At 34.1% G+C, this 21,392-nt stretch carries 24 protein-coding genes; 20 read left to right on the top strand and 4 right to left on the bottom strand.

Going from position 1 to position 21,392, the window contains the following annotated elements; translation table 11 throughout:
• The first annotated feature begins 78 nt into the window (after window positions 1-78).
• The 5 genes from KA858_RS00630 to KA858_RS00610 all read left to right on the top strand — a co-directional run bounded on the left by KA858_RS00630 (window position 79) and on the right by KA858_RS00610 (window position 4,674).
• A complete protein-coding gene (locus KA858_RS00630; RefSeq protein ID WP_053029831.1) occupies window positions 79-927 on the top strand; it encodes a DUF72 domain-containing protein in 849 nt (282 codons plus the stop codon).
• A 13-nt stretch (window positions 928-940) separates the two neighbouring features.
• Complete coding sequence (locus tag KA858_RS00625) at window positions 941-1,768, top strand: sulfite exporter TauE/SafE family protein (RefSeq protein WP_210134747.1); 828 nt, start codon at window positions 941-943, stop codon at window positions 1,766-1,768.
• A gap of 21 nt (window positions 1,769-1,789) precedes the next feature.
• Window positions 1,790-3,109, top strand: a complete 1,320-nt coding sequence (locus tag KA858_RS00620; RefSeq protein WP_210134746.1) for a bifunctional metallophosphatase/5'-nucleotidase — start codon at window positions 1,790-1,792, stop codon at window positions 3,107-3,109.
• Window positions 3,110-3,246: 137 nt separating this feature from the next.
• Entirely contained in the window at window positions 3,247-4,167 is a 921-nt protein-coding gene (lipA, locus tag KA858_RS00615) for a lipoyl synthase (protein WP_029376689.1), read from the top strand.
• A gap of 108 nt (window positions 4,168-4,275) precedes the next feature.
• A complete protein-coding gene (locus tag KA858_RS00610) occupies window positions 4,276-4,674 on the top strand; it encodes a YutD family protein (protein ID WP_210134745.1) in 399 nt (132 codons plus the stop codon).
• 66 nt (window positions 4,675-4,740) lie between these two features.
• Here the strand turns inward: KA858_RS00610 and KA858_RS00605 are convergent, their stop codons facing one another.
• Complete coding sequence (locus KA858_RS00605; RefSeq protein WP_037548938.1) at window positions 4,741-5,007, bottom strand: DUF3055 domain-containing protein; 267 nt, start codon at window positions 5,005-5,007, stop codon at window positions 4,741-4,743.
• Between the two features lie 102 nt (window positions 5,008-5,109).
• Here KA858_RS00605 and KA858_RS00600 point away from each other — a divergent pair, with 102 nt between their 5' ends.
• The 8 genes from KA858_RS00600 (at window position 5,110) to dltD (ending at window position 11,993) form a co-directional block, all read left to right on the top strand.
• Complete coding sequence (locus KA858_RS00600; RefSeq protein ID WP_053029822.1) at window positions 5,110-5,544, top strand: DUF86 domain-containing protein; 435 nt, start codon at window positions 5,110-5,112, stop codon at window positions 5,542-5,544.
• A complete protein-coding gene (locus tag KA858_RS00595; RefSeq protein WP_210134744.1) occupies window positions 5,544-6,338 on the top strand; it encodes a TIGR01457 family HAD-type hydrolase in 795 nt (264 codons plus the stop codon). Before KA858_RS00600 ends, KA858_RS00595 begins: the two co-directional genes overlap by 1 nt.
• Before the next feature lie 15 nt (window positions 6,339-6,353).
• Window positions 6,354-7,319, top strand: coding sequence for a 2-hydroxyacid dehydrogenase (locus KA858_RS00590; RefSeq protein ID WP_210134743.1), 966 nt, complete (start codon window positions 6,354-6,356; stop codon window positions 7,317-7,319).
• A 438-nt stretch (window positions 7,320-7,757) separates the two neighbouring features.
• Window positions 7,758-7,883: a teichoic acid D-Ala incorporation-associated protein DltX gene (locus KA858_RS00585; RefSeq protein WP_107630223.1), complete on the top strand. Its 126-nt coding sequence runs from the start codon at window positions 7,758-7,760 to the stop codon at window positions 7,881-7,883.
• A 14-nt stretch (window positions 7,884-7,897) separates the two neighbouring features.
• Window positions 7,898-9,355, top strand: a complete 1,458-nt coding sequence (dltA, locus tag KA858_RS00580) for a D-alanine--poly(phosphoribitol) ligase subunit DltA (RefSeq protein ID WP_210134742.1) — start codon at window positions 7,898-7,900, stop codon at window positions 9,353-9,355.
• Window positions 9,352-10,566, top strand: a complete 1,215-nt coding sequence (dltB, locus tag KA858_RS00575) for a D-alanyl-lipoteichoic acid biosynthesis protein DltB (protein ID WP_070855126.1) — start codon at window positions 9,352-9,354, stop codon at window positions 10,564-10,566. Before dltA ends, dltB begins: the two co-directional genes overlap by 4 nt.
• A gap of 15 nt (window positions 10,567-10,581) precedes the next feature.
• Entirely contained in the window at window positions 10,582-10,818 is a 237-nt protein-coding gene (gene dltC / locus KA858_RS00570) for a D-alanine--poly(phosphoribitol) ligase subunit 2 (RefSeq protein ID WP_011276285.1), read from the top strand.
• On the top strand, window positions 10,815-11,993 hold the full coding sequence (dltD, locus tag KA858_RS00565; RefSeq protein ID WP_210134741.1) for a D-alanyl-lipoteichoic acid biosynthesis protein DltD: 1,179 nt from the start codon (window positions 10,815-10,817) through the stop codon (window positions 11,991-11,993). Before dltC ends, dltD begins: the two co-directional genes overlap by 4 nt.
• Window positions 11,994-12,074: 81 nt before the next feature.
• Here dltD and KA858_RS00560 read toward each other — a convergent pair whose 3' ends face one another.
• Window positions 12,075-12,317, bottom strand: coding sequence for a NifU family protein (locus tag KA858_RS00560; protein WP_002433501.1), 243 nt, complete (start codon window positions 12,315-12,317; stop codon window positions 12,075-12,077).
• Between the two features lie 103 nt (window positions 12,318-12,420).
• Between KA858_RS00560 and KA858_RS00555 the strand changes: the two genes are divergently transcribed.
• Entirely contained in the window at window positions 12,421-12,741 is a 321-nt protein-coding gene (locus KA858_RS00555) for a YuzD family protein (protein ID WP_053029810.1), read from the top strand.
• Between the two features lie 75 nt (window positions 12,742-12,816).
• Here KA858_RS00555 and KA858_RS00550 read toward each other — a convergent pair whose 3' ends face one another.
• Window positions 12,817-13,881, bottom strand: coding sequence for an NAD(P)/FAD-dependent oxidoreductase (locus tag KA858_RS00550; protein WP_210134740.1), 1,065 nt, complete (start codon window positions 13,879-13,881; stop codon window positions 12,817-12,819).
• A gap of 358 nt (window positions 13,882-14,239) precedes the next feature.
• On the opposite strand from KA858_RS00550, the gene KA858_RS00545 reads away from it, so the two are divergent.
• The 6 genes from KA858_RS00545 to KA858_RS00520 all read left to right on the top strand — a co-directional run bounded on the left by KA858_RS00545 (window position 14,240) and on the right by KA858_RS00520 (window position 19,921).
• The gene (locus KA858_RS00545; RefSeq protein ID WP_053029806.1) at window positions 14,240-14,485 is read left to right on the top strand and encodes a YuzB family protein; all 246 of its coding nucleotides are present in this window, start codon (window positions 14,240-14,242) and stop codon (window positions 14,483-14,485) included.
• A gap of 12 nt (window positions 14,486-14,497) precedes the next feature.
• The gene (locus tag KA858_RS00540; RefSeq protein WP_053029805.1) at window positions 14,498-14,857 is read left to right on the top strand and encodes a HesB/IscA family protein; all 360 of its coding nucleotides are present in this window, start codon (window positions 14,498-14,500) and stop codon (window positions 14,855-14,857) included.
• A gap of 365 nt (window positions 14,858-15,222) precedes the next feature.
• Window positions 15,223-16,431 carry an NAD(P)/FAD-dependent oxidoreductase gene (locus KA858_RS00535; RefSeq protein ID WP_075108679.1) on the top strand — a complete coding sequence of 403 codons (1,209 nt, stop codon included), beginning with the start codon at window positions 15,223-15,225 and terminating at the stop codon, window positions 16,429-16,431.
• Between the two features lie 108 nt (window positions 16,432-16,539).
• The gene (locus tag KA858_RS00530; protein WP_053029801.1) at window positions 16,540-18,012 is read left to right on the top strand and encodes a leucyl aminopeptidase family protein; all 1,473 of its coding nucleotides are present in this window, start codon (window positions 16,540-16,542) and stop codon (window positions 18,010-18,012) included.
• A 191-nt stretch (window positions 18,013-18,203) separates the two neighbouring features.
• Window positions 18,204-19,523, top strand: a complete 1,320-nt coding sequence (locus KA858_RS00525) for a Na+/H+ antiporter family protein (RefSeq protein WP_070855120.1) — start codon at window positions 18,204-18,206, stop codon at window positions 19,521-19,523.
• A gap of 23 nt (window positions 19,524-19,546) precedes the next feature.
• Window positions 19,547-19,921, top strand: coding sequence for a PaaI family thioesterase (locus KA858_RS00520; protein WP_210134739.1), 375 nt, complete (start codon window positions 19,547-19,549; stop codon window positions 19,919-19,921).
• A 214-nt stretch (window positions 19,922-20,135) separates the two neighbouring features.
• On the opposite strand, the gene KA858_RS00515 is transcribed toward KA858_RS00520, so the two are convergent.
• Window positions 20,136-21,302: an NAD(P)-binding domain-containing protein gene (locus KA858_RS00515; RefSeq protein WP_210134738.1), complete on the bottom strand. Its 1,167-nt coding sequence runs from the start codon at window positions 21,300-21,302 to the stop codon at window positions 20,136-20,138.
• Window positions 21,303-21,392 lie beyond the last annotated feature (90 nt).

The following is a 21,392-nucleotide window of genomic DNA, read 5'->3' as shown; positions in this document are numbered from 1 at the left end:
TAATAAGATAATGTAAAGATGGGATAGAACAAGTGATATCTTAAAATTGAATATGGTATCATATACCTGGTGATAAAAATGATTAATATAGGTCTTACTGGATGGGGCGATCATGATACGTTATATGAAGATTTGGAACGACAGTCGGACAAGTTACAAACGTATGCAAGTCACTTTCCTATTGTTGAACTTGATGCATCATATTATGCCATCCAACCTGAACGAAATATCATGAAATGGATTAAAGAAACACCTGATCGCTTTGAATTTGTTGTGAAAATTCATCAAGCACTCACATTGCATGCAGATTATAAAGATTATGCAGAAACAAGAAGTGAATTATTTGCGCAATTTAAGCGTATGTTACAACCACTCATTGACCATCATAAATTAGCTATGGTATTAGTTCAATTTCCACCTTGGTTTGATTGTACGGCACAGAACATCAAGTATATCTTATACGTTCGTCAACAATTATCTGATATACCGATTTGTGTTGAATTTCGTCATCAATCATGGTTTAACGAACAATTTAAAGAGCAAACGCTCTCATTTTTAATGGAACACCATATAATCCATTCAGTTGTTGATGAACCACAAGTAAGAGAAGGATCTGTACCACTCGTTAACCGTATTACTACTGAAACAGCGTTCGTCCGTTATCATGGAAGGAACAGACAAGGATGGACTAAAAAAGATATGACAGATCAAGAGTGGCGTGATGTGCGATATTTATATAATTACAATAAGGAAGAGCTTACCGATTTAGCTAATAAAGTTAGGATTTTAGAACAAAAAGCCAAAAAAGTTTATGTCGTATTCAATAATAATTCAGGTGGCCATGCTGCTCAAAATGCTAAAACATATCAAGATATTTTAGATATTGAATACACAGGTTTAGCTCCCCAACAATTAAAATTATTCTAAGAGGCGAAATATAATGTTAGTGACAATTATTTTATTAGTGCTTATCGGTCTTTTCTCTGCCGTTTTAGGGTCATTAGTAGGTATTGGTGGAGGTATTATCATTGTTCCTACACTGGTTTATTTAGGCGTAACGCACGATGTATTACATGGTATAACACCGCAAATAGCAATAGGAACATCATCTGTGATTTTAATCGTCACAGGTTTATCTTCATCACTAGGTTATTTGAAGACGAAGCAAGTGGATATCAAGAATGGCTCTATTTTTTTATTTGGTTTACTACCAGGTTCGTTGCTAGGGTCATTTTTAAGTAGGTACCTCACTTTAGAATCATTCAATTTATATTTTGGTATTTTCATGATTATTGTCTCTATTATTTTAATGGTAAGACATAAAATCAAACCGTTTAAAATCTTTGATAAAGAGAAATATCGTAAAACGTATATTGATTCTGAAGGCAAGACGTATCATTACAGTGTACCGCCTTTATTTGCATTTGTTGCGACGCTATTTATCGGTATATTAACTGGTTTATTTGGTATTGGTGGTGGTGCATTAATGACGCCACTTATGTTAATTGTCTTTAGATTTCCACCTCATGTTGCAGTAGGTACGAGTATGATGATGATCTTCTTTTCAAGTGTAATGAGTTCCATAGGGCATATCCTACAAGGTCATGTTGCGTGGTCTTATTCTATCGTCCTCATTATTTCAAGTTACATTGGTGCTCAAATTGGTGTGCGTGTCAATCACTCAATTAAATCTGAAACGGTTGTCACACTTTTGCGTACGGTGATGTTGATAATGGGTGTGTACTTAATTATTAAATCTTTTCTTTAAATAAAAATAGGGGGAATTTAAGTGAAGTTAACCATTTTTCACACGAACGATATTCATAGTCATTTAAACGAATATGCACGTATTACATCTTATATGGCAGAACATAGACCTCAACTTCAACATCCCTCACTCTATTTAGATATAGGCGACCATGTAGATTTATCGGCACCGGTGACCCAAGCAACGATAGGACGTAAGAATGTCGAGTTGCTTAACGAGGCACATTGCGATATTGCGACAATTGGTAATAATGAAGGAATGACGATTTCACATGAAGCGTTAAATCAGTTATATAACAACGCGAAATTTAACGTGATTTGCACCAATGTTATTGATGAAGAAGGTCAATTACCACAACATATTGCCGCTTCATGTATTAAAGACATTGAAGGCGTTCGTATTTTATTCGTGGCGGCTACAGCAGCGTTTACGCCATTTTATCGCGCACTTGATTGGATTGTTACAGATCCGTTAGAAGCGATTAAAGATGAAATTGCCAATCAACAAGGTAATTACGATGTACTTATTGTGATGAGTCATGTTGGCATCTTCTTTGATGAAAAGTTATGCCAAGAGATTCCGGAAATTGATGTCATTTTAGGTAGTCATACACATCATCATTTTGATAAAGGTGAAATGAACAATGGTGTACTTATGGCTGCTGCCGGAAAATATGGATATTACTTAGGTGAAGTTAATTTAACTATTGAAAATAAAAAGGTTGTTAATAAAGAAGCCATGATTTATCCAGTTGGAACGTTGCCTTTAGTTGACACGGATTATGAGTCTGAAGGGAAAGCGCTTATGAGTGAGCCAGTGATTAATCATCCTATCAATTTAAGTAGTAAAACCGATGTGATTACTAAAACGACGTATTTATTAGCAGAAAGTGTATTCGAATTCACGAATACAGATTGTACGATCATTAATGCAGGGCTTATCGTAAAAGGCGTTGAAGCAGATCGACTAACAGAATACGACATTCATAAAATGTTGCCGCATCCGATTAATTTAGTGCGTGTACGTCTAACAGGTGCTGAACTTAAAAAAGTCATTATTAAAAGTCAAAAGCAAGAATATATGCATGAACATGCGCAGGGCTTAGGCTTTAGAGGCGATATTTTTGGTGGTTATATATTATATAATTGTGGCTATATTCAGTCAGACAATCGCTTCTTTGTTAATGGTGAAGAAGTGATTGATGATAAGACATATACGCTAGGAACAGTTGATATGTATACCTTTGGTCGATATTTCCCAATATTAAAAGGTAAATCAATTGATTATTTAATGCCTCAATTCCTTAGAGATATTTTCAAGGATAAGTTATTAAGATTATAATAGAATAGTGCAAGATATATTTGTTCATTAAATAGAAATTGTGTGAATCACGAAATTTATAGCTTATTACGTTTTAATTTAATGTAAAGTTCGTTATAATAGGAAAAGATAGATTATACAGGAGGGTATACGTGGTTATGGCTACTAAAAATGAAGAAATCTTACGTAAACCAGATTGGTTGAAAATTAAGCTTAACACGAACGAAAACTATATTGGCCTCAAGAAAATGATGCGTGAAAAAAACTTACACACTGTTTGCGAAGAAGCAAAGTGTCCAAATATACATGAATGTTGGGGAGCTAGACGTACGGCTACATTTATGATTTTAGGTGCGGTATGTACAAGAGCATGTCGTTTCTGTGCTGTTAAGACAGGCTTACCTAATGAATTAGATTTAAATGAACCAGAACGTGTTGCAGAATCAGTTGAATTAATGAACTTGAAACACGTTGTTATCACTGCTGTTGCACGTGATGACCTAAGAGATGCAGGTTCAAACGTTTATGCTGAAACGGTACGTAAAGTACGTGAGCGTAATCCATTCACTACAATCGAAATCTTACCATCAGATATGGGTGGTGACTATGAAGCACTTGAAACTTTAATGGCTTCTAAACCAGATATCTTAAACCACAACATCGAAACAGTACGTCGTTTAACACCAAGAGTTCGTGCACGTGCTACATATGAACGAACATTAGAATTCTTACGTCGTTCTAAAGAATTACAACCAGATATTCCTACTAAATCAAGTTTAATGGTTGGCTTAGGTGAAACGATAGAAGAAATCTACGAAACAATGGATGATCTTCGTGCAAATGATGTAGACATACTAACAATTGGTCAATATTTACAACCATCACGTAAGCATTTAAAAGTTGAAAAATATTATACGCCATTAGAATTTGGTAAATTAAGAAAAGTAGCTATGGACAAAGGATTCAAACACTGTGAAGCTGGCCCTATGGTACGTAGTTCTTATCATGCCGATGAACAAGTAAATGAAGCGGCTAAAGAAAAACACCGTCTAGGTGAAGAAAAATTACAACAAAATTAATTTAAACATGCGAATAGTTTAGATTAAGGTTTTAGAGACTTAGGTTGCACACTTTTTATTGAATTGTGTAATCTAAGTTTTTATTATACGAGTTAAAGGTGACAAATTATGATTAAGATAGGTCAACAATATTTTGAAATCATTGAAGATTATAGAGCGTGTTTTGATGAAGAATTAGTTGCATCGAGATATTCAGATATATTAGATAAATATGATTTTGTCGTAGGAGATTTTGGATATGACCAGTTACGTTTAAAAGGCTTTTACAAAGATACCAATAAGAAAGCTGAAATATCTAAACGTTTTTCAAGTATTCAAGATTATATATTAGAATATTGTAATTTTGGTTGTCCTTATTTTGTATTGCGTCATTTATCTAATAAAGAAGTACAACAATTAGAACATGAAAAAGAAGATGTCATTTTGTCGGATACAGAAGATAAGTTGCATGACGTCAAAATAAAACCTACGATTCAAGAAGTTAAACACCATGATGATGAACAATAAAAATAATCAAATAAGCTGTGAAAAAATCTTTTATCATGATTTTTTCACAGCTTATTTAAATTGAAATTATTGAATAACTTGATTCAGATATTCAATAATTTCATCACTTTCTTCTTGGCTTACACCTAGAATATGCGCGATGTAGCCTTCTTCTTCAATATCATCTGTACCGATGATACCAAATTTATTTGTTTGCATATTTAACACAAGCGTCTTGCCATAATGACGGTCTGTTTGAACAAGCATTAAATCATATCGACTGTGTTCACCTACAAAGCCTACAAATTGCACTTGGCTTTGTTCTTCATCGTCATATAAGTACATATCTATCATAAGAGTAGAACTCCTTTTATCTTTGTATTTTAATTTAGTATAACGACAAATGAAGACCGATGCAAAACTGTGATATGATAGACATATTAAGAGGTGAAGGATATGTATTTTGTAGATAAAGATCAACTTACTTTAAAATTAACTTACTTAAATCAATTAATTAAAGATTATGAAGCAAATAAAGAAAATCATTATGCATTTGAACGTATCGCTCAAATGTTAATTGAATCATCTGTGGATATAGGGAATATGATTATTGATGGTTTTATCTTGAGAGACCCTGGAAATTATAAAGATGTCATTGATATTCTTGAACTTGAAGGCGTTATTTCGAAATCTACACAGCAACGTGTAAATGAAACGATTGATGTTAGAAAGCAGTTCGCACACAATTACACGGAATTAGATGATGCTAAGATTCAACCGTTATTTGATCATGCTTTGCCGTATTATGAACAATTTATTCAAGAGGTAACGCAATTCCTTGAGAAAGAGAATGTGCCGGTTACTGCTTTTGGAAAAGGAGACAACAGCTAATGAAGAATTATAAAGGTTATTTAATCGATTTAGATGGAACGATGTATTTAGGTACAGACGAAATTGATGGTGCAGCACAATTTATCGATTACTTAAACAATCATCAAATTCCACATTTATATGTTACAAACAATTCTACAAAGACACCTGAAGAGGTAACGCAAAAATTAAAAGAGATGAAGATTGATGCGAAACCTGAAGAGGTTGTCACATCTGCGTTAGCAACAGCCAATTTTATTGCCGGTGAGAAAAGTGATGCTACAGTATATATGTTAGGTGGTAATGGCTTACGCACAGCATTAACTGAAGCAGGATTAACTGTAAAAGATGATGAAAACGTAGATTATGTTGCGATAGGTTTAGATGAAAATGTCACTTATGAGAAGTTAGCCGTTGCAACGCTTGCAGTACGTAAGGGTGCACGTTTTATTTCAACAAACCCAGATGTATCTATTCCTAAAGAACGTGGTTTCTTACCAGGTAATGGTGCAATTACGAGTGTAGTAAGTGTATCAACGGGTCAAGCCCCTCAATTTATTGGTAAACCTGAACCAGTCATTATGGACATTGCATTAGATATCTTACAATTGGACAAATCTGATGTAGCAATGGTCGGTGATTTGTACGATACAGATATCATGTCAGGGATTAATGTTGGTGTAGATACGATTCATGTTCAAACAGGTGTAACGACGTATGAAGAATTACAAGAGAAAGATCAACAACCTACATATTCATTTAAAGATTTAAATGTAGCAATTGCAGAATTAGAAAAAATGCCCAAAAATAGATAAAGGGGTGGCACGACAATGGTGAAAATTCTAGTCACACGTCAGATTCCAAATCGTTTCATTGAACAAATGGAACAACTCGGCGACGTTAAAATGTGGGAAGAAGCATTTGAACCTATGCCTAGAGCACAATTTTTGAAGGAAATAGAAGACGTAGATGCATGCTTTATTACATTGAGTGAAACGATAGATGCAACCTGTCTGGAACACGCGAAAAACGTGAAGATTATTGCAAATATGGCGGTTGGTTTTGACAATATTGATGTTGAGTTAGCAAATCAAAAAGGTATTGTTGTCACTAATACGCCAAAAGTACTTACTGAAACAACAGCTGAATTAGGATTCACATTAATGTTAGCTGTAGCGCGACGTATTGTTGAAGCAGAACACTACGTTCAAAATGGCGAATGGAAAAGTTGGGGACCTTATTTGTTGTCAGGCAAAGATGTCCATGGAGCTACTGTAGGTATTTATGGTATGGGTGATATTGGAAAGAGCTTTGCACGTCGACTGCAAGGGTTTAATGCAAATATCTTATATCATAATCGCTCTAGACATGAAGATGCAGAAGCGCAACTCAATGCAACCTACGTACCGTTTGATACGTTATTAGCAGAAAGTGACTTCGTCATATGTACTGCACCGTTAACGCCGGAAACGGAAAATAAATTTAATAAAGATGCATTTTCAAAAATGAAAAACGATGCTATCTTTATTAACATTGGCCGTGGCGCTATTGTAGATGAAGAAGCATTAATTGATGCATTGAACAATCAAGATATTGGTGGTTGTGGCTTGGATGTCTTACGCGAAGAACCTATTCAGCTTGACCATCCACTACTGAAAATGCGTAATGCAATTATATTACCGCATATTGGCAGTGCTTCAGTAGCAACGAGAGATCACATGATTCAATTATGTGTGGATAATATTGCTGCGATATTAAAAGGGGAAGCACCACTTACACCAGTAACAAATAAATAAAGTGATAAAGAACTTCTAACGTTTAGGTAATGATTTACTATTTAACGATAGAAGTTCTTTTATATTATCTAACAGTTTTGTTATGTCGTATGTAATTGTTAAGTGGGTTAATTGGTACTAATATAATTAATGTCATTTAGATTCATCCATGGCATTACAAGGCGTACTTAATGTGGATACTGACTCACTTATTTCTATGAACTTGGAAATATGAATGTTAGTGTCGTTATCACAACATCTTGAAGTGCGAAATTTAATTTGCTATAAAAACAAATTTTAATTATAATAAGATGAATGTATAATATATAAAAATTATATTTAATGAATTCACTTTTCGGAGCCTCAAATATCCTTCGCGAGAAAAACGATTAATCCGCTCCGATAATTGACATGATAGTGAGGTGCAATAGTGCATTGAAAGAGAATAATCATAAAATAATGCAATATTATGAGAAAGCTAAACCGTATTTAGTAACGCTTCTCTATTTAGCTATATTTATTGCGCTGTACCTAATTTATGGTTCGGGCGATACACATAATAATTTCATTTATAATGAATTTTAATAAGGAGTCTAATTATGACAGATATCATAAATTTAATAAATGACTTCGGTCAACGTCATCCTCAACGTGTAGCAGTTAGACATAAAGATGAAACATTAACATATCAACAATTAATGGATGAATCTAGTAAATTAGCGCATCTATTACAAGATAATCAGAAGCCATTAATCGTATACGGACATATGTCTCCTTATATGTTAGTAGGTATGATAGGTGCGATTAAAGCAGGGTGTGGATATGTACCCATTGACACATCCGTACCGAGTGAACGTGTAAATATGATTATAAATAAGGTTCAACCTGAAATGATATTTAACACAGCAGATTCACACTTAAATCATCCTGGTATTCAAGAGCTGACAATCCAAAGTATCCAAGACTCAGATAATCCAACACTATTTGATAGTCAAATGGGATTAACAGACGTGGTATATACAATCTTTACATCTGGCTCAACAGGCGAACCTAAAGGGGTTCAAATTGAATATGCAAGTTTAATAGAGTTTGCAGAATGGATGGTATCACTTAACGAGTCTGAAGGCGCGCAAGAATGGTTAAATCAAGCACCATTTTCATTCGACTTATCAGTCATGGCAATCTATCCTTGTTTAACTTCAGGTGGCACATTAAATTTAGTAGATAAGGACATGATCAACAAACCTAAATTGTTGAATGACATGTTAGTTAATACACCAATAAATGCATGGGTGTCTACACCATCATTTATGGAAATGTGCCTATTATTACCTAACCTAAATGAAGCAAGTTACCCAAGTTTAAATCATTTCTTCTTCTGTGGAGAAATCTTGCCACATAGAACTGCTAAAGCTTTACTAGATAGATATCCAAGTGCGGTAGTTTATAACACGTATGGACCTACGGAAGCGACAGTTGCAGTTACAGGTGTTAAATTGACACCTGAAATTATTGAAACGTATAATCCGCTACCAGTTGGTGTTTCAAGACCGAATACAACATTATTTACAACGGATGAGGGTGAACTTGTAATTAAAGGTAATAGTGTTAGTTTAGGTTATTTAGATAATAAAGAAAAAACAGAAGCGGTATTCAACTTTGAAAATGGCCTTCGCATTTATCATACTGGTGATAAAGCAATCGAAAAAGACGGACAATGGTTCATTCAAGGAAGAATTGATTTCCAAATTAAACTTAACGGTTACCGAATGGAATTAGAAGAAATTGAAACGCAACTTAGACAGTCAGAATTCGTAAGAGAAACCGTGGTCGTACCAGTGTATAAAAATAACAAGGTTATACACTTAATCGGTGCGGTTGTTCCAACTGAAGAAGTTAAAGATGATTTGGAAATGACAAGACAAATTAAATCCGAACTCAAATCTCGCTTACCTGAATATATGATTCCGAGAAAATTTGTTTGGATGAAACAATTACCATTGACTTCAAACGGAAAGCTTGATCGTAAACAAGTGGAAGAGGATATTAACGCATGATTCCATATGGTACGTTTACCTTCTTCTTAGTTGCATTTATAGTACTTTTACCAGTCATCATACTCGGATTCTTAGGTAAGCGAAGCTATATATATAACGGTATAAGTACTGCAATTATGATTGTCGTCATTTTTTCATCAGATAAACATAATTTATTCGGTAATAAATATTTAAGTATTCAACTTATTAGTTTTATCATTTATCTCATTTGGCAAGTGCTATTAATCATGGGATATTATAAATCGAGACAGAAAAATAATACATTTAGTAAGTTTGTCATTGTGATGATTTTATCCATTTTACCATTAGCGATTGTTAAAGTATTACAAAGCTCATGGTTAGGTGGTCAACAAATTCACTTCCATGAACATAAACTAATTGAATTTGTAGGTTTCCTAGGTATTTCATATGTAACGTTTAAAAGTATTCAGTTAATTATGGAAATACGCGATGGCTCTATAAAAGAAATTAAAGTGGGCAAGTTGTTCCAATTTATTTCTTTCTTCCCAACAGTGTCTTCAGGGCCGATTGATCGCTATAAACGTTTCGTCAAAGATGATAAAAAGGTTCCTACAGGTGAACAATATAGAGAAATGGTTGCTAAAGCGATACATATGATTATGCTTGGGTTCTTATATAAATATATACTCGCTTATTTAATCAATGTCTATGCAATTCATCCATTATTGATGGATTTGAATGGTTTTACGCATAAATGGCTGTATATGTATGCTTACAGTTTTTATTTATTCTTTGATTTCGCAGGATATAGTTTGTTTGCTGTAGCGGTAAGTTATTTATATGGTATCAATACACCACCTAACTTTAAGCAACCTTTCAAAGCGAAGAATATTAAAGATTTCTGGAACAGATGGCATATGTCATTATCATTCTGGTTTAGAGACTGTATCTATATGCGTACATTATTCTATATGTCACGTAAGAAAACATTCAAAAGTCAATTTGCGATGTCTAATTTCGCATTCTTCCTAAACTTCTTTATCATGGGTGTGTGGCATGGTTTAGAGTTATTCTATATCGTTTATGGTATTTATCACGGCCTGATGTTTATCGGTTATGGTTACTATGAACGTTGGAGAAAGAAACATCCACCACGTTGGCAAAATGGTTTTACTACAGCATTAAGTATTATCATTACATTCCATTTTGTAGCATTTGGATTTTTAATCTTTTCAGGAAAATTAATTTAAAAGGAGTCATAAATTATGGAATTTAAAGAACAAGTATTAGATTTATTAGCTGATGTGGCAGAAAATGATGTTGTAAAAGAAAACCCAGATGTTGAAATCTTTGAAGAGGGTATTATCGATTCATTCCAAACAGTAGGATTATTACTTGAAATTCAAAATAGATTAGGCATTGAAGTATCAATCATGGATTTTGATCGTGATGAGTGGGCAACTCCTAACAAAATTGTTGAAGCATTAGAAGAATTACGATGAAATTAAAACCATTTTTACCAATTATTATTAGCGGCATATTATTTCTAGCCTTTGTGTTAATGCCTGCTAGCTGGTTTACTGGATTAGTCACGAACAAGGCTGTCGCTAATAATAGAATATCTTTAACAGATCAAGTTCTTAAAGGTACGCTCATTCAAAATAAACTATTTAGTAATGATAATTATTATCCTATCTATGGGTCTAGTGAATTGAATAAGTTAGATCCATTTAACCCTGCACTTGCATTACATAATAGAAAAGACACTAAGCCAATCTTTTTAGTGGGTACGGGTGGTAATACCGATTTAATTAATGCAATTGAATTAGCTGGTCAATATGATCAACTTAAAGGGAAAAAGATGACGTTTATTATTTCGCCACAATGGTTTAGTACGCATGGTGTGAATAATCGTGATTTTGCAGCACGAACAACACCTACCCAAATTAATCAGTTATTTCAACAAAAAGATATGCCTTCAGAATTAAAGGAAAGATATGCCAAACGCTTATTACAATTTAAAAGTGCGTCAAATAAAGCATTCTTGAAAGATGTTGCTAACAATCATGGCGAGGTAGATGGTCATTATGTTTCACGCTTTAAAGAGAATCAATTACTTAAAATTGAAGCAATTAAAACATACTTCTCATTTGATAAATCACCTTTATCACATGTGAAAACGATAACTGAACCGAATGCGTCATGGAAAGAAATGCAAGATAAAGCTATAGCTTTAGGTGAGAAACGCTCATCATCTAATAACTATGGCATCCGCAATGAATATTGGAAACAATTGATGCACCAAAAGCCGATGAATCATCGTCAATATGAGTTTAAAATGAACTCTCCAGAATTTAATGATTTATCATTATTAGTAGATACGATGCATCAAGCAGGTGCAGATGTACAATATGTCATTTTACCGGTAAATGGTAAATGGTATGATCATTTAGGTATTAAACGCGCCACAAGAGAACCTGTCTACAAGAAAATACATCAAACTGTTGCAGAACATGGTGGTAAAGTATATGACATGTCAGATAAAGACTATGAAAAATATGTACTTAGTGATGTCGTTCACGTAGGTTGGAAAGGTTGGGCGCATATGAACCAACATATCGTTCAACATATGAATGATGATAATAAAGATCAAGAAAAACATCATGATCATAACTAATAAATAAAAGCACCAATGATTAGCGTGTGAAAACGCTATTCATTGGTGCTTTATTGTATATATAAACGATATATTAGACGTTTAGAATACTTGTTCAACTTCGATAACGCCTGGAACTTCTTCGTGTAATGCACGTTCAATACCGGCTTTTAATGTGATTGTTGAGCTTGGACACGTACCGCAAGCTCCGTGTAATTGTAATTTCACGATGCCATCTTCAACATCTACTAACGTACAGTCTCCGCCATCACGTAATAAAAAAGGACGTAAACGCTCAATGACTTCAGCTACTTGATCAAACATTGTTGCATTCTCAGTAGGCATGAGATATGTCTCCTTTCAAGTAAATTACTTCATAAATTCATTATTTATTTATTATAATAGATAAAGAAAGAAAAATCTATAAAACAAAACGGGGGATTTGAGTATGACTAAAGTTAGCGTGGTAGTTTACGGCGCAGATGTTGTGTGCGCGAGTTGTGTCAATGCGCCAACATCATTGAATACATTTGAGTGGATTAAGCCTTTATTAGAAAGAAAGTATCCAGACATTCAATTTGAATACACATATATTGATTTTCAAAAACAAACAGAAAATTTAAGTGATCACGACCAACACTATATTGAACAACTTGAGGAAGATGAATTGTTCTATCCATTAATTACAATGAATGATGAGTATGTAGCAGATGGATATATTCAAACGAAGCAAATTACCAACTTTGTCGATAAACATTTTGCAAATTAATAGCAATCTTTATAATAGTGAAATAGAAAATGGGATTAGGTCTGAGCATGCTCAGGCCTAATCCCGTGTTTCATCTTAACCGTTATGATATTTATATAGCCATAAAACACCAGATTTAAGTATATGCGCAAGACGTCCGGTAACTGTACGGTCCATAATATAGGCAAATCCTTTCTTTTCACCAAGAGAACCAAGGAAACCTTGAACTTTTAATTCAGGCATTTTATCTGGTAGTGGTTCATTATTCCATTGTTTCTTGAGTACATCAGCGATTTGATCACCTTGTACTTCAGCTAATTGAGCACTTGGTGCATGCGGTAAATCAGCACAATCACCAACGATAAATACATTTCGATACGTTGGCACTTGATGATATTGATTAATAATGACACGTCCGCTTCGATTGATATCGATAGGTAAGTGTCTTACAACTTCAACAGGTTGAATACCCGCAGTCCAGACAACCAAATCAACATTTTCTGGCGACCCATTATTATAAATTTTACCTGGTTCTACTTTATCAATTAAAGAATTTGGAACGACTTTCACATTGTTTTCGCGGAACCATTTGGCAATATAGTTACTTAATTTTTCAGGGAAATTTCTTAAAATGCGTTCACCACGATCATAAAGGACAACTTCTAAATCTTCACGACTTTCACGCAGCTCACTTGCTAGTTCAATACCACTTAATCCAGCGCCAACAATGCCTACACGCGCACCACTAGGTAATTCACTAATACTATGGAATGTTTCGCGAGCTTTAGAAAGTGTTTGAATGCTGTGCGTATACGCGTCAGCACCAGGCACATTATGATATTTATCTTCGCAACCTAAGCCAATGACTAATTCATCATAATCCACCTTCGTATGACCAACAGATACGATTTGAGCATCTAAATCAATATCATTAATTTCGCCATAAATCGTATTAATGCGTTCTGAATCAGGAAAATTCATGCGCACATCATTATCAGACTTAGTACCCGCTGCTAAAGCATAAAATTCTGGTTTCAAACCATGAAATGGCATACGGTCAATTAATGTTAAAGTATAATTTTCTGGTAATGCATCTGGTAGAATACGCGACATGATACGCATATTACCATAGCCGCCACCAAGTAACACTAAATTTTTCATTTGTTATACCCCTTTATAAAAAATTTGTTATTCCGAAATAAATTTTGACTTATACCCTTTGAATTAAGCAAACTTTTGTAAATAAACGATACTTTAATTTGAAAGCTTTAAATTAATAAAGTTATTTATCGCCGACATTTATTGCCCCTAACAATAAAGTGTGCGATATATGTATATGTGTATTATATCTTTTTTTCAAAATGACTACAATGAAATGTATGATATGGAAAATGAAGTTAATGATTTCTAGTCGGAGAAATTCGTTATAAATAGTAGGGAAATGATGAGCCAGGACAATGCAGTTCTAAGTAAGATTTGTTATAATAATGTAATTAAAAAATGAAGAAGAAGGTGAAGTATGTTTCCATTAGTCGAATTTTGCATTTCTAATATGGCAAAAGGCGGAGACTACGTTTACGATAAACTTGATAACGATCCCAATGTGGATGTATTAGAATATGGATGTTTAAACAACTGTGGCGTATGTTCATGTGGGTTGTATGCATTAGTAGATGGTGATACTGTTGAAGGTGATACACCTGATGAGTTATTAAGCAATATTTATAAACATATAGAAGAGAATGATTTTACTAACTTATTATAGGAGGAATAATTTATGCCAACTGTAACATTAACTGAAGCGGCAGCGTATGAAGTTAAAGATATGTTGAAGAGCAATGACATGGAAGATGGCTATTTAAAGATTAAAGTAAACGGTGGTGGTTGCACAGGCCTTACGTATGGTATGTCAGCCGAAGAACAACCTGGCGAGAATGATGAAGTACTCGAATTCTACGGTTTGAAAGTATTAGTAGATAAATATGATGTACCTGTATTAAATGGGACAACGATTGATTTTAAACAATCTTTAATGGGTGGTGGCTTCCAAATTGATAATCCAAATGCCATCGCTTCATGTGGCTGTGGTAGTTCATTCAGAACTGCTAAAGTAGCTGGAAACCCTGAAGAATGCTAGGATAAGTTCAAATCATTTGTCTCTATCATTGATTTTCGAAGACGTTATTGTATGGATAATATGATTATTTTAATATTCGTCTTGTTGTAGCTTGAAAATGAACTATAAAAGCTATAAAATTGAAGATGGATTGAACTTTGTCTTTTTTGTGAACGTAAGTTCATAAAATCGAACTGAAAATGAAAGTGTTGACTAAGACTATAAATGGGGATGAACAGTTAGGTTAAGTGCAAAGTCTTTGGATAGAATCAGATAAACATATATTAAAGTAAACTATATTGTTATGTCTGAACTTTGTTATGTTCTGAAGTTTGTAGCCTTTTTCTACATTTAAGAAAATAATAATGAAAGCTTAGGTGAATGAAATGGCACAAGATCGTAAAAAAGTACTTGTTTTAGGTGCAGGTTATGCTGGTTTACAAACAGTAACTAAATTACAAAAAGAACTTTCTGCTGAAGAAGCGGATATTACATTAATTAACAAAAATAAATATCACTATGAAGCAACTTGGTTACACGAAGCTTCAGCTGGTACATTAAATTATGAAGATTTAATTTACCCAATTGAAAGTGTAATTAAAGAAGATAAAGTTAAATTTATCAATGCAGAAGTAACAAAAATCGATCGTAACGCTAAAAAAGTAGAAACTAATCACGGTATCTATGATTACGACATTTTAGTAGTAGCATTAGGTTTCGAAAGTGAAACATTTGGCATTGATGGTATGAAAGACTATGCATTCCAAATCGAAAATGTTGAAACTGCACGTAAATTATCTCGTCATATCGAAGATAAATTTGCTAACTACGCAGCTTCTAAAGAAAAAGACGATAAAGACTTAGCTATCTTAGTTGGTGGCGCAGGCTTTACAGGTATCGAATTCTTAGGTGAATTAACTGAAAGAATTCCTGAATTATGTAATAAATATGGTGTTGATCAAAACAAAGTTAGAGTAACTTGTGTTGAAGCTGCACCAAAAATGTTACCAATGTTCTCTGACGAATTAGTTAATTATGCAGTTAGCTACTTAGAAGACCGTGGTGTTGAATTCAAAATTGCTACACCAATCGTTGCATGTAACGACAAAGGTTTCGTCGTTAAAATTAACGATCAAGAACAACAATTAGAAGCAGGTACAGCAATCTGGGCTGCTGGTGTTCGCGGTAGTAAATTAATGGAAGAATCATTCGAAGGCGTTAAACGTGGTCGTATCGTGACTAAACAAGATTTAACAATTGAAGGTCATGATGATATCTTCGTTATTGGTGATGTTTCAGCATTCATCCCAGCTGGTGAAGAACGTCCATTACCAACTACAGCACAAATTGCTATGCAACAAGGTGAACACGTTGCTAAAAGCATTAAAAATATCTTAAACGGTCAAGCACCAACAGACTTCGAATATGTTGACCGTGGTACTGTATGTTCATTAGGTTCTCATGACGGTGTAGGTATTGTTTACGGTAGAGATATTACTGGTAAAAAAGCTGCATTCATGAAAAAAGTTATCGATACACGTGCAGTATTCAAAATTGGTGGCGTAGGCTTAGCATTTAAAAAAGGTAAATTCTAAGTTATTACTTTAATATAGTCATCCTTGCGGGGGTGGGACGACGAATTTATAAAGAATTCTGTCCCACGCCCTCTTTTTTATATTACATTCAATAAGGAGTGAGAGGTTATGGTTAATTTCAAAATATGTAACAATGCATCTTTACAATCAGAAGTATTGATTCTAGGTTTACCTGACCACATCAATCAACTCGGTACGATCCATTACAACAATCAAGATTTGACCCATCAAATAGATACATATCGTCATCATCATTTGGTTAGCAGCAAATTAGGTAAAGTATCTTCAACCTTATTACCATTAGCAGATACATCTAAACGACTTATTACAGTTGGATTAGGAAATTTAAAATCGCTTGATTATGCTGCATTATTGAAAGTATTTGGCCATTTATTTCAATTTTTAAAAGAAGAACAAGTAACTGAAGCAGATGTGCTATTCGATACATTGATTTCAAAACAAGTGGAACAAAGTAAAGTTGCAGAGGTTATGGGGCTTCAAAGTGAACAATCGATTTATAGTTTTGATAATTATAAATCTGATAAGACTGCACCGTATCAATTAGAGTTAAATATTACGTCTGCCACTGAAGATTTGAATCAATATATCATTAATGGTAAGACAATCGGTCAGTCTATTAACCTAGCACGTGACTTTAGCCAGATGCCGCCGAATATACTAACGCCTAATTACTTTGCTGAACAAATTACGCAACACTTTGCGCAATCATCAGTAGCAGTTGATATAAAAGATGGTAACCAACTATTAGATGAAGGATTTGGACTTATTCACGCGGTAGGTAAAGGTTCTGAGCATCCTCCAGTTGTCATAACGATGACTTACAATGGTGGGGATAGTAATGATGCACCGATTGCATTGGTAGGTAAAGGCATTACATATGATTCAGGTGGTTATAGCATTAAATCTAAGATTGGCATGCAAACCATGAAATTTGATATGTGTGGCGCAGCAAATGTAGTTGGTATGATTGATGCTGCATCACGTTTACAACTTCCTATCAATATTGTAGGGGTTATCGCTTCCGCTGAAAATATGATTAGTAATCAAGCAATGAAACCGGATGATGTATTAACGGCATTAAGTGGTGAAACCGTTGAAATGTTAAATAGTGATGCGGAAGGACGATTGGTATTAGGAGATGCAGTATTTTATGCTAACCAATTTCAACCGAAACTCATTTTAGACTTTGCTACACTTACAGGTGCAGCTGTTGCAGCATTAGGTGAAGATAAGGCAGCTATATTTAGTTCTAATGCAGATAAAGAAATTGAGGCTATACGTCTTAGTGCTAAAGCAATGGATGAGTATGCATTTGAATTACCAATGACACAAACTGAGCAACGACTAATACGTCAATCAGATGTTGCAGATTTAGTTAATCATACAAATGGACACGGGAAAGCACTCTTTGCAGCGACTTTTATTACACATTTTAGTGGTGCTACACCCCATATTCATTTTGACATAGCTGGTCCGGCAACAACGACTAAGGCCAGTTATAAAGGTCCAAAAGGTCCAACAGGCAGTATGATAACAACTGTATTGAATTGGCTAAGATAAGTTAAATATGAAGTAATGATTTAGTCTTTAAGAGTGGAAACAATTACTAATACGCGTTTCCACTCTTTATTTATGTCAATGATCTTATTAAATTTGAATGTAATCTTACATTGACATCGTCTTAACTACTTGGTAAGATAAAAAACATATAAAATACTTTAGTTCGGTAGAGAGATAAAGGATGTGTTGTTATGTTAAATGCAGTTGTTATTGCTGTGCTATTAATGATTATTCTATGTTTATGTAGATTGAATGTAGTGATAAGTTTATTTATTAGTGCACTCGTAGGCGGTCTCATTTCTGGTATGAGTATTGAAAAGGTCATTAGCGTATTTGGTAAAAATATTGTAGATGGTTCTGAGGTAGCATTAAGTTATGCATTACTTGGTGGGTTTGCTGCATTAATCTCTTATAGTGGTATTACAGATTATCTTGTAACTAAGATTATTCGTGCAATTCACTCTGAGAATAGTAGACTTTCAAGAATCAAAGTAAAAGTTATTATTATCGTAGCATTGCTTGCGATGAGTATAATGAGTCAGAACCTCATTCCAGTTCACATTGCTTTTATTCCAATTGTTATTCCGCCATTGTTAAGTTTATTTAATGATTTGAAGATTGATAGACGACTTATTGGATTAGTCATCGGGTTTGGTTTATGTTGGCCTTATGTATTATTACCTTATGGCTTTGGTCAAATTTTCCATCAAATCATTCAAAGTGGTTTCCAAAAAGCACATCATCCTATCGAATTTAATATGATTTGGAAAGCTATGTTAATTCCTTCACTTGGTTATATCGTTGGATTAATCTTAGGTATGATTTATTATCGTAAACCACGTGAATATAAAACTGAAACGTATGTAGAAGATGAAAATGCGACTACAGAAATTAAACCATACGTACTCGTCGTTACCATCGTTGCTATCTTAGCTACGTTCTTAGTACAAACATTTACAGATTCAATGATTTTTGGGGCATTAGCGGGTGTTCTTGTATTCTTTGTTTCAGGAGTTTACAAATGGAAAGAATTAGACAGCCAATTTGTTGAAGGAATTAAAATTATGTCATTTATTGGTGTCGTTATTCTTTCAGCGAATGGGTTCGCTGGTGTAATGAATGCTACTGGTGATATCGAAAAATTAGTATCAAGCTTGACTGATATTTCTAGTGGCCATAAATTAATCAGTATTATTATTATGTATATCATTGGTTTAATTGTAACTTTAGGGATTGGATCATCATTTGCAACGATTCCTATTATTGCCACTTTATTTATTCCACTTGGTGCTTCACTAGGTTTAAATACGATGGCTTTAATCGCCTTAGTTGGTACGGCAAGTGCGTTAGGTGATTCAGGTTCACCTGCGAGTGATTCTACACTAGGACCAACAGCTGGTTTAGATGTGGATGGACAACATGATCACATACGTGATACATGTATACCTAACTTCTTGTTCTATAATATACCTTTAATGATATTTGGCACGATTGCAGCTATGATATTATAAGTGTATATGAGGTGAAATAAGAAATGACGAACTTATTAGAAACGTTTGAAATGAAGATAGAAGAAGTGTCAGAAGGTAACGTAGTTATCTCTATGCCAGTGACGGATAAAGTTAAACAACCATTTGGTTACTTGCATGGTGGTGCCTCAATTGCTTTAGGTGAAACAGCATGTTCATTAGGTGCTGCTCATTTAGTAGATACTGAGTCATTTATACCGCTGGGACTGGAAATGAATGCGAATCATATTCATTCAGTTAAAGAAGGTCGTGTGATTGCTACAGCAACAATTATCCATCAGGGAAGTACGACTCAAGTATGGAATGTAGAAATAAACAGTGAACGAGGACAGCTGATTAGCATTATGAGAGGAACGATTGGCATTAAACCGTTAAAGTAATAAACGCACATATTCTACTTAAGTTCAATTAAGTATCGTTTGAAATACTTTAATTATAAAAGCTTTTGACTAAGAAAAGAACGCAGGCGTAGGACGATGAATTCATGATGAATTCTGTTCTGCGTCTGCGTTTTTGTTGGGGATGGGACGACGAATTTAAAAAAATTTGTCCTAATCCCTAGTGTTGGTATGTTAATACTGACGTTTAATTAAATTATGCATGTTTTTGGATATGTTGATCTGATAAACGTTGATAGGCTTGTTTAATTCTTTGAGCTGCTTCACGTCCACCCATAATATTTCTAGCAAATGGCCCTAGCTCTAAATCAGCTAAACCGCCAGATACGAATAACTGTGGCAACCATTCTAATTCAGTGCTAATGGAAGGGAAACCACAATGTGTTAGTGGTGCATGTTCATTCGTAATTAATGATTGAATCATAGGTTGTTGTAATAGTGTAGATTTAAAACCAGTTGCTAATAAAATAAAATCATAGGGCTCAGTTGAATGTTGTGTGTGAATATGATGTTGATCAACTGATTCAATTGTATCTTTATGAATGATAAGACGTCCAGACTGTACATGTTTCTTTAATCGTAAATAGAGTTCTCTCGGCATTGATCCTTTGTGTCGTTCTTGTTGTATGATAGACATTCGTTCTATAGAAGAGTCAATATTTAAAAAACGACTCATGTTTTTAGGGCCAAGCCAACCTGGATCAGCATCAAAATGTTGTATGTCAATATCTTTATTCATCCACAAATGAACTACTTTATCGTGAGATTGATTGATCAGTTTCAAAGTTAAATGTGCAGCAGAAATACCACTACCAACAACGTGAGAACTTTGTTCATACATACTTGAATTAAAAGACGTATCAAAAATATGGCATGCATTATCAACGTGTTGATAAATATCAGGAATATAAGGTTGATGCGTACATCCATTTGCTAATATCACACAATCTGAATGAATAACTTGGTTATGATTTAATTGAATTTGCCATTGTTCATCATTTCTTGCTAAAGATTTCACGTATCCTTGAATATGACTTTCATTTAAATCGTAGTGATGTACTTGCTCATGAACATGATGCATAAACATATCAGTTTGTGGACGTTGATATTGACCATATGTAGCATGAGTATATTGTTGCATTTTAGCAAATTGCTTTAAATGAAATGGGTTAGGATGAATATGATGTACAATAGGAGAGCGTAAATAGGGCATACTGATACGATGTGAAAAATCATTAAATTGTTCACATAGTGATGAATAAGGATCGATAATACTTAAATCATCTTGCGATAATCCTAAAGCTCTAAGTTGAATTGCAATCGTTGTACCTTGTATGCCACCACCGATAATTGTCCAATGCATAGTAACACTTCTTTCTTCTTAAAACGTAATAATTACGATTTATGATAGCATAATTAGTCTAATTAGACAATAAAGGTTCTACGCAAACAT

The organism is Staphylococcus sp. GDX8P80P, from assembly GCF_017893095.1.
GTDB classification, from domain to species: domain Bacteria; phylum Bacillota; class Bacilli; order Staphylococcales; family Staphylococcaceae; genus Staphylococcus; species Staphylococcus borealis.
The sequence above is the reverse complement of the archived record's forward strand: the minus strand, read 5'-3'. Positions and strand labels throughout refer to the sequence as shown.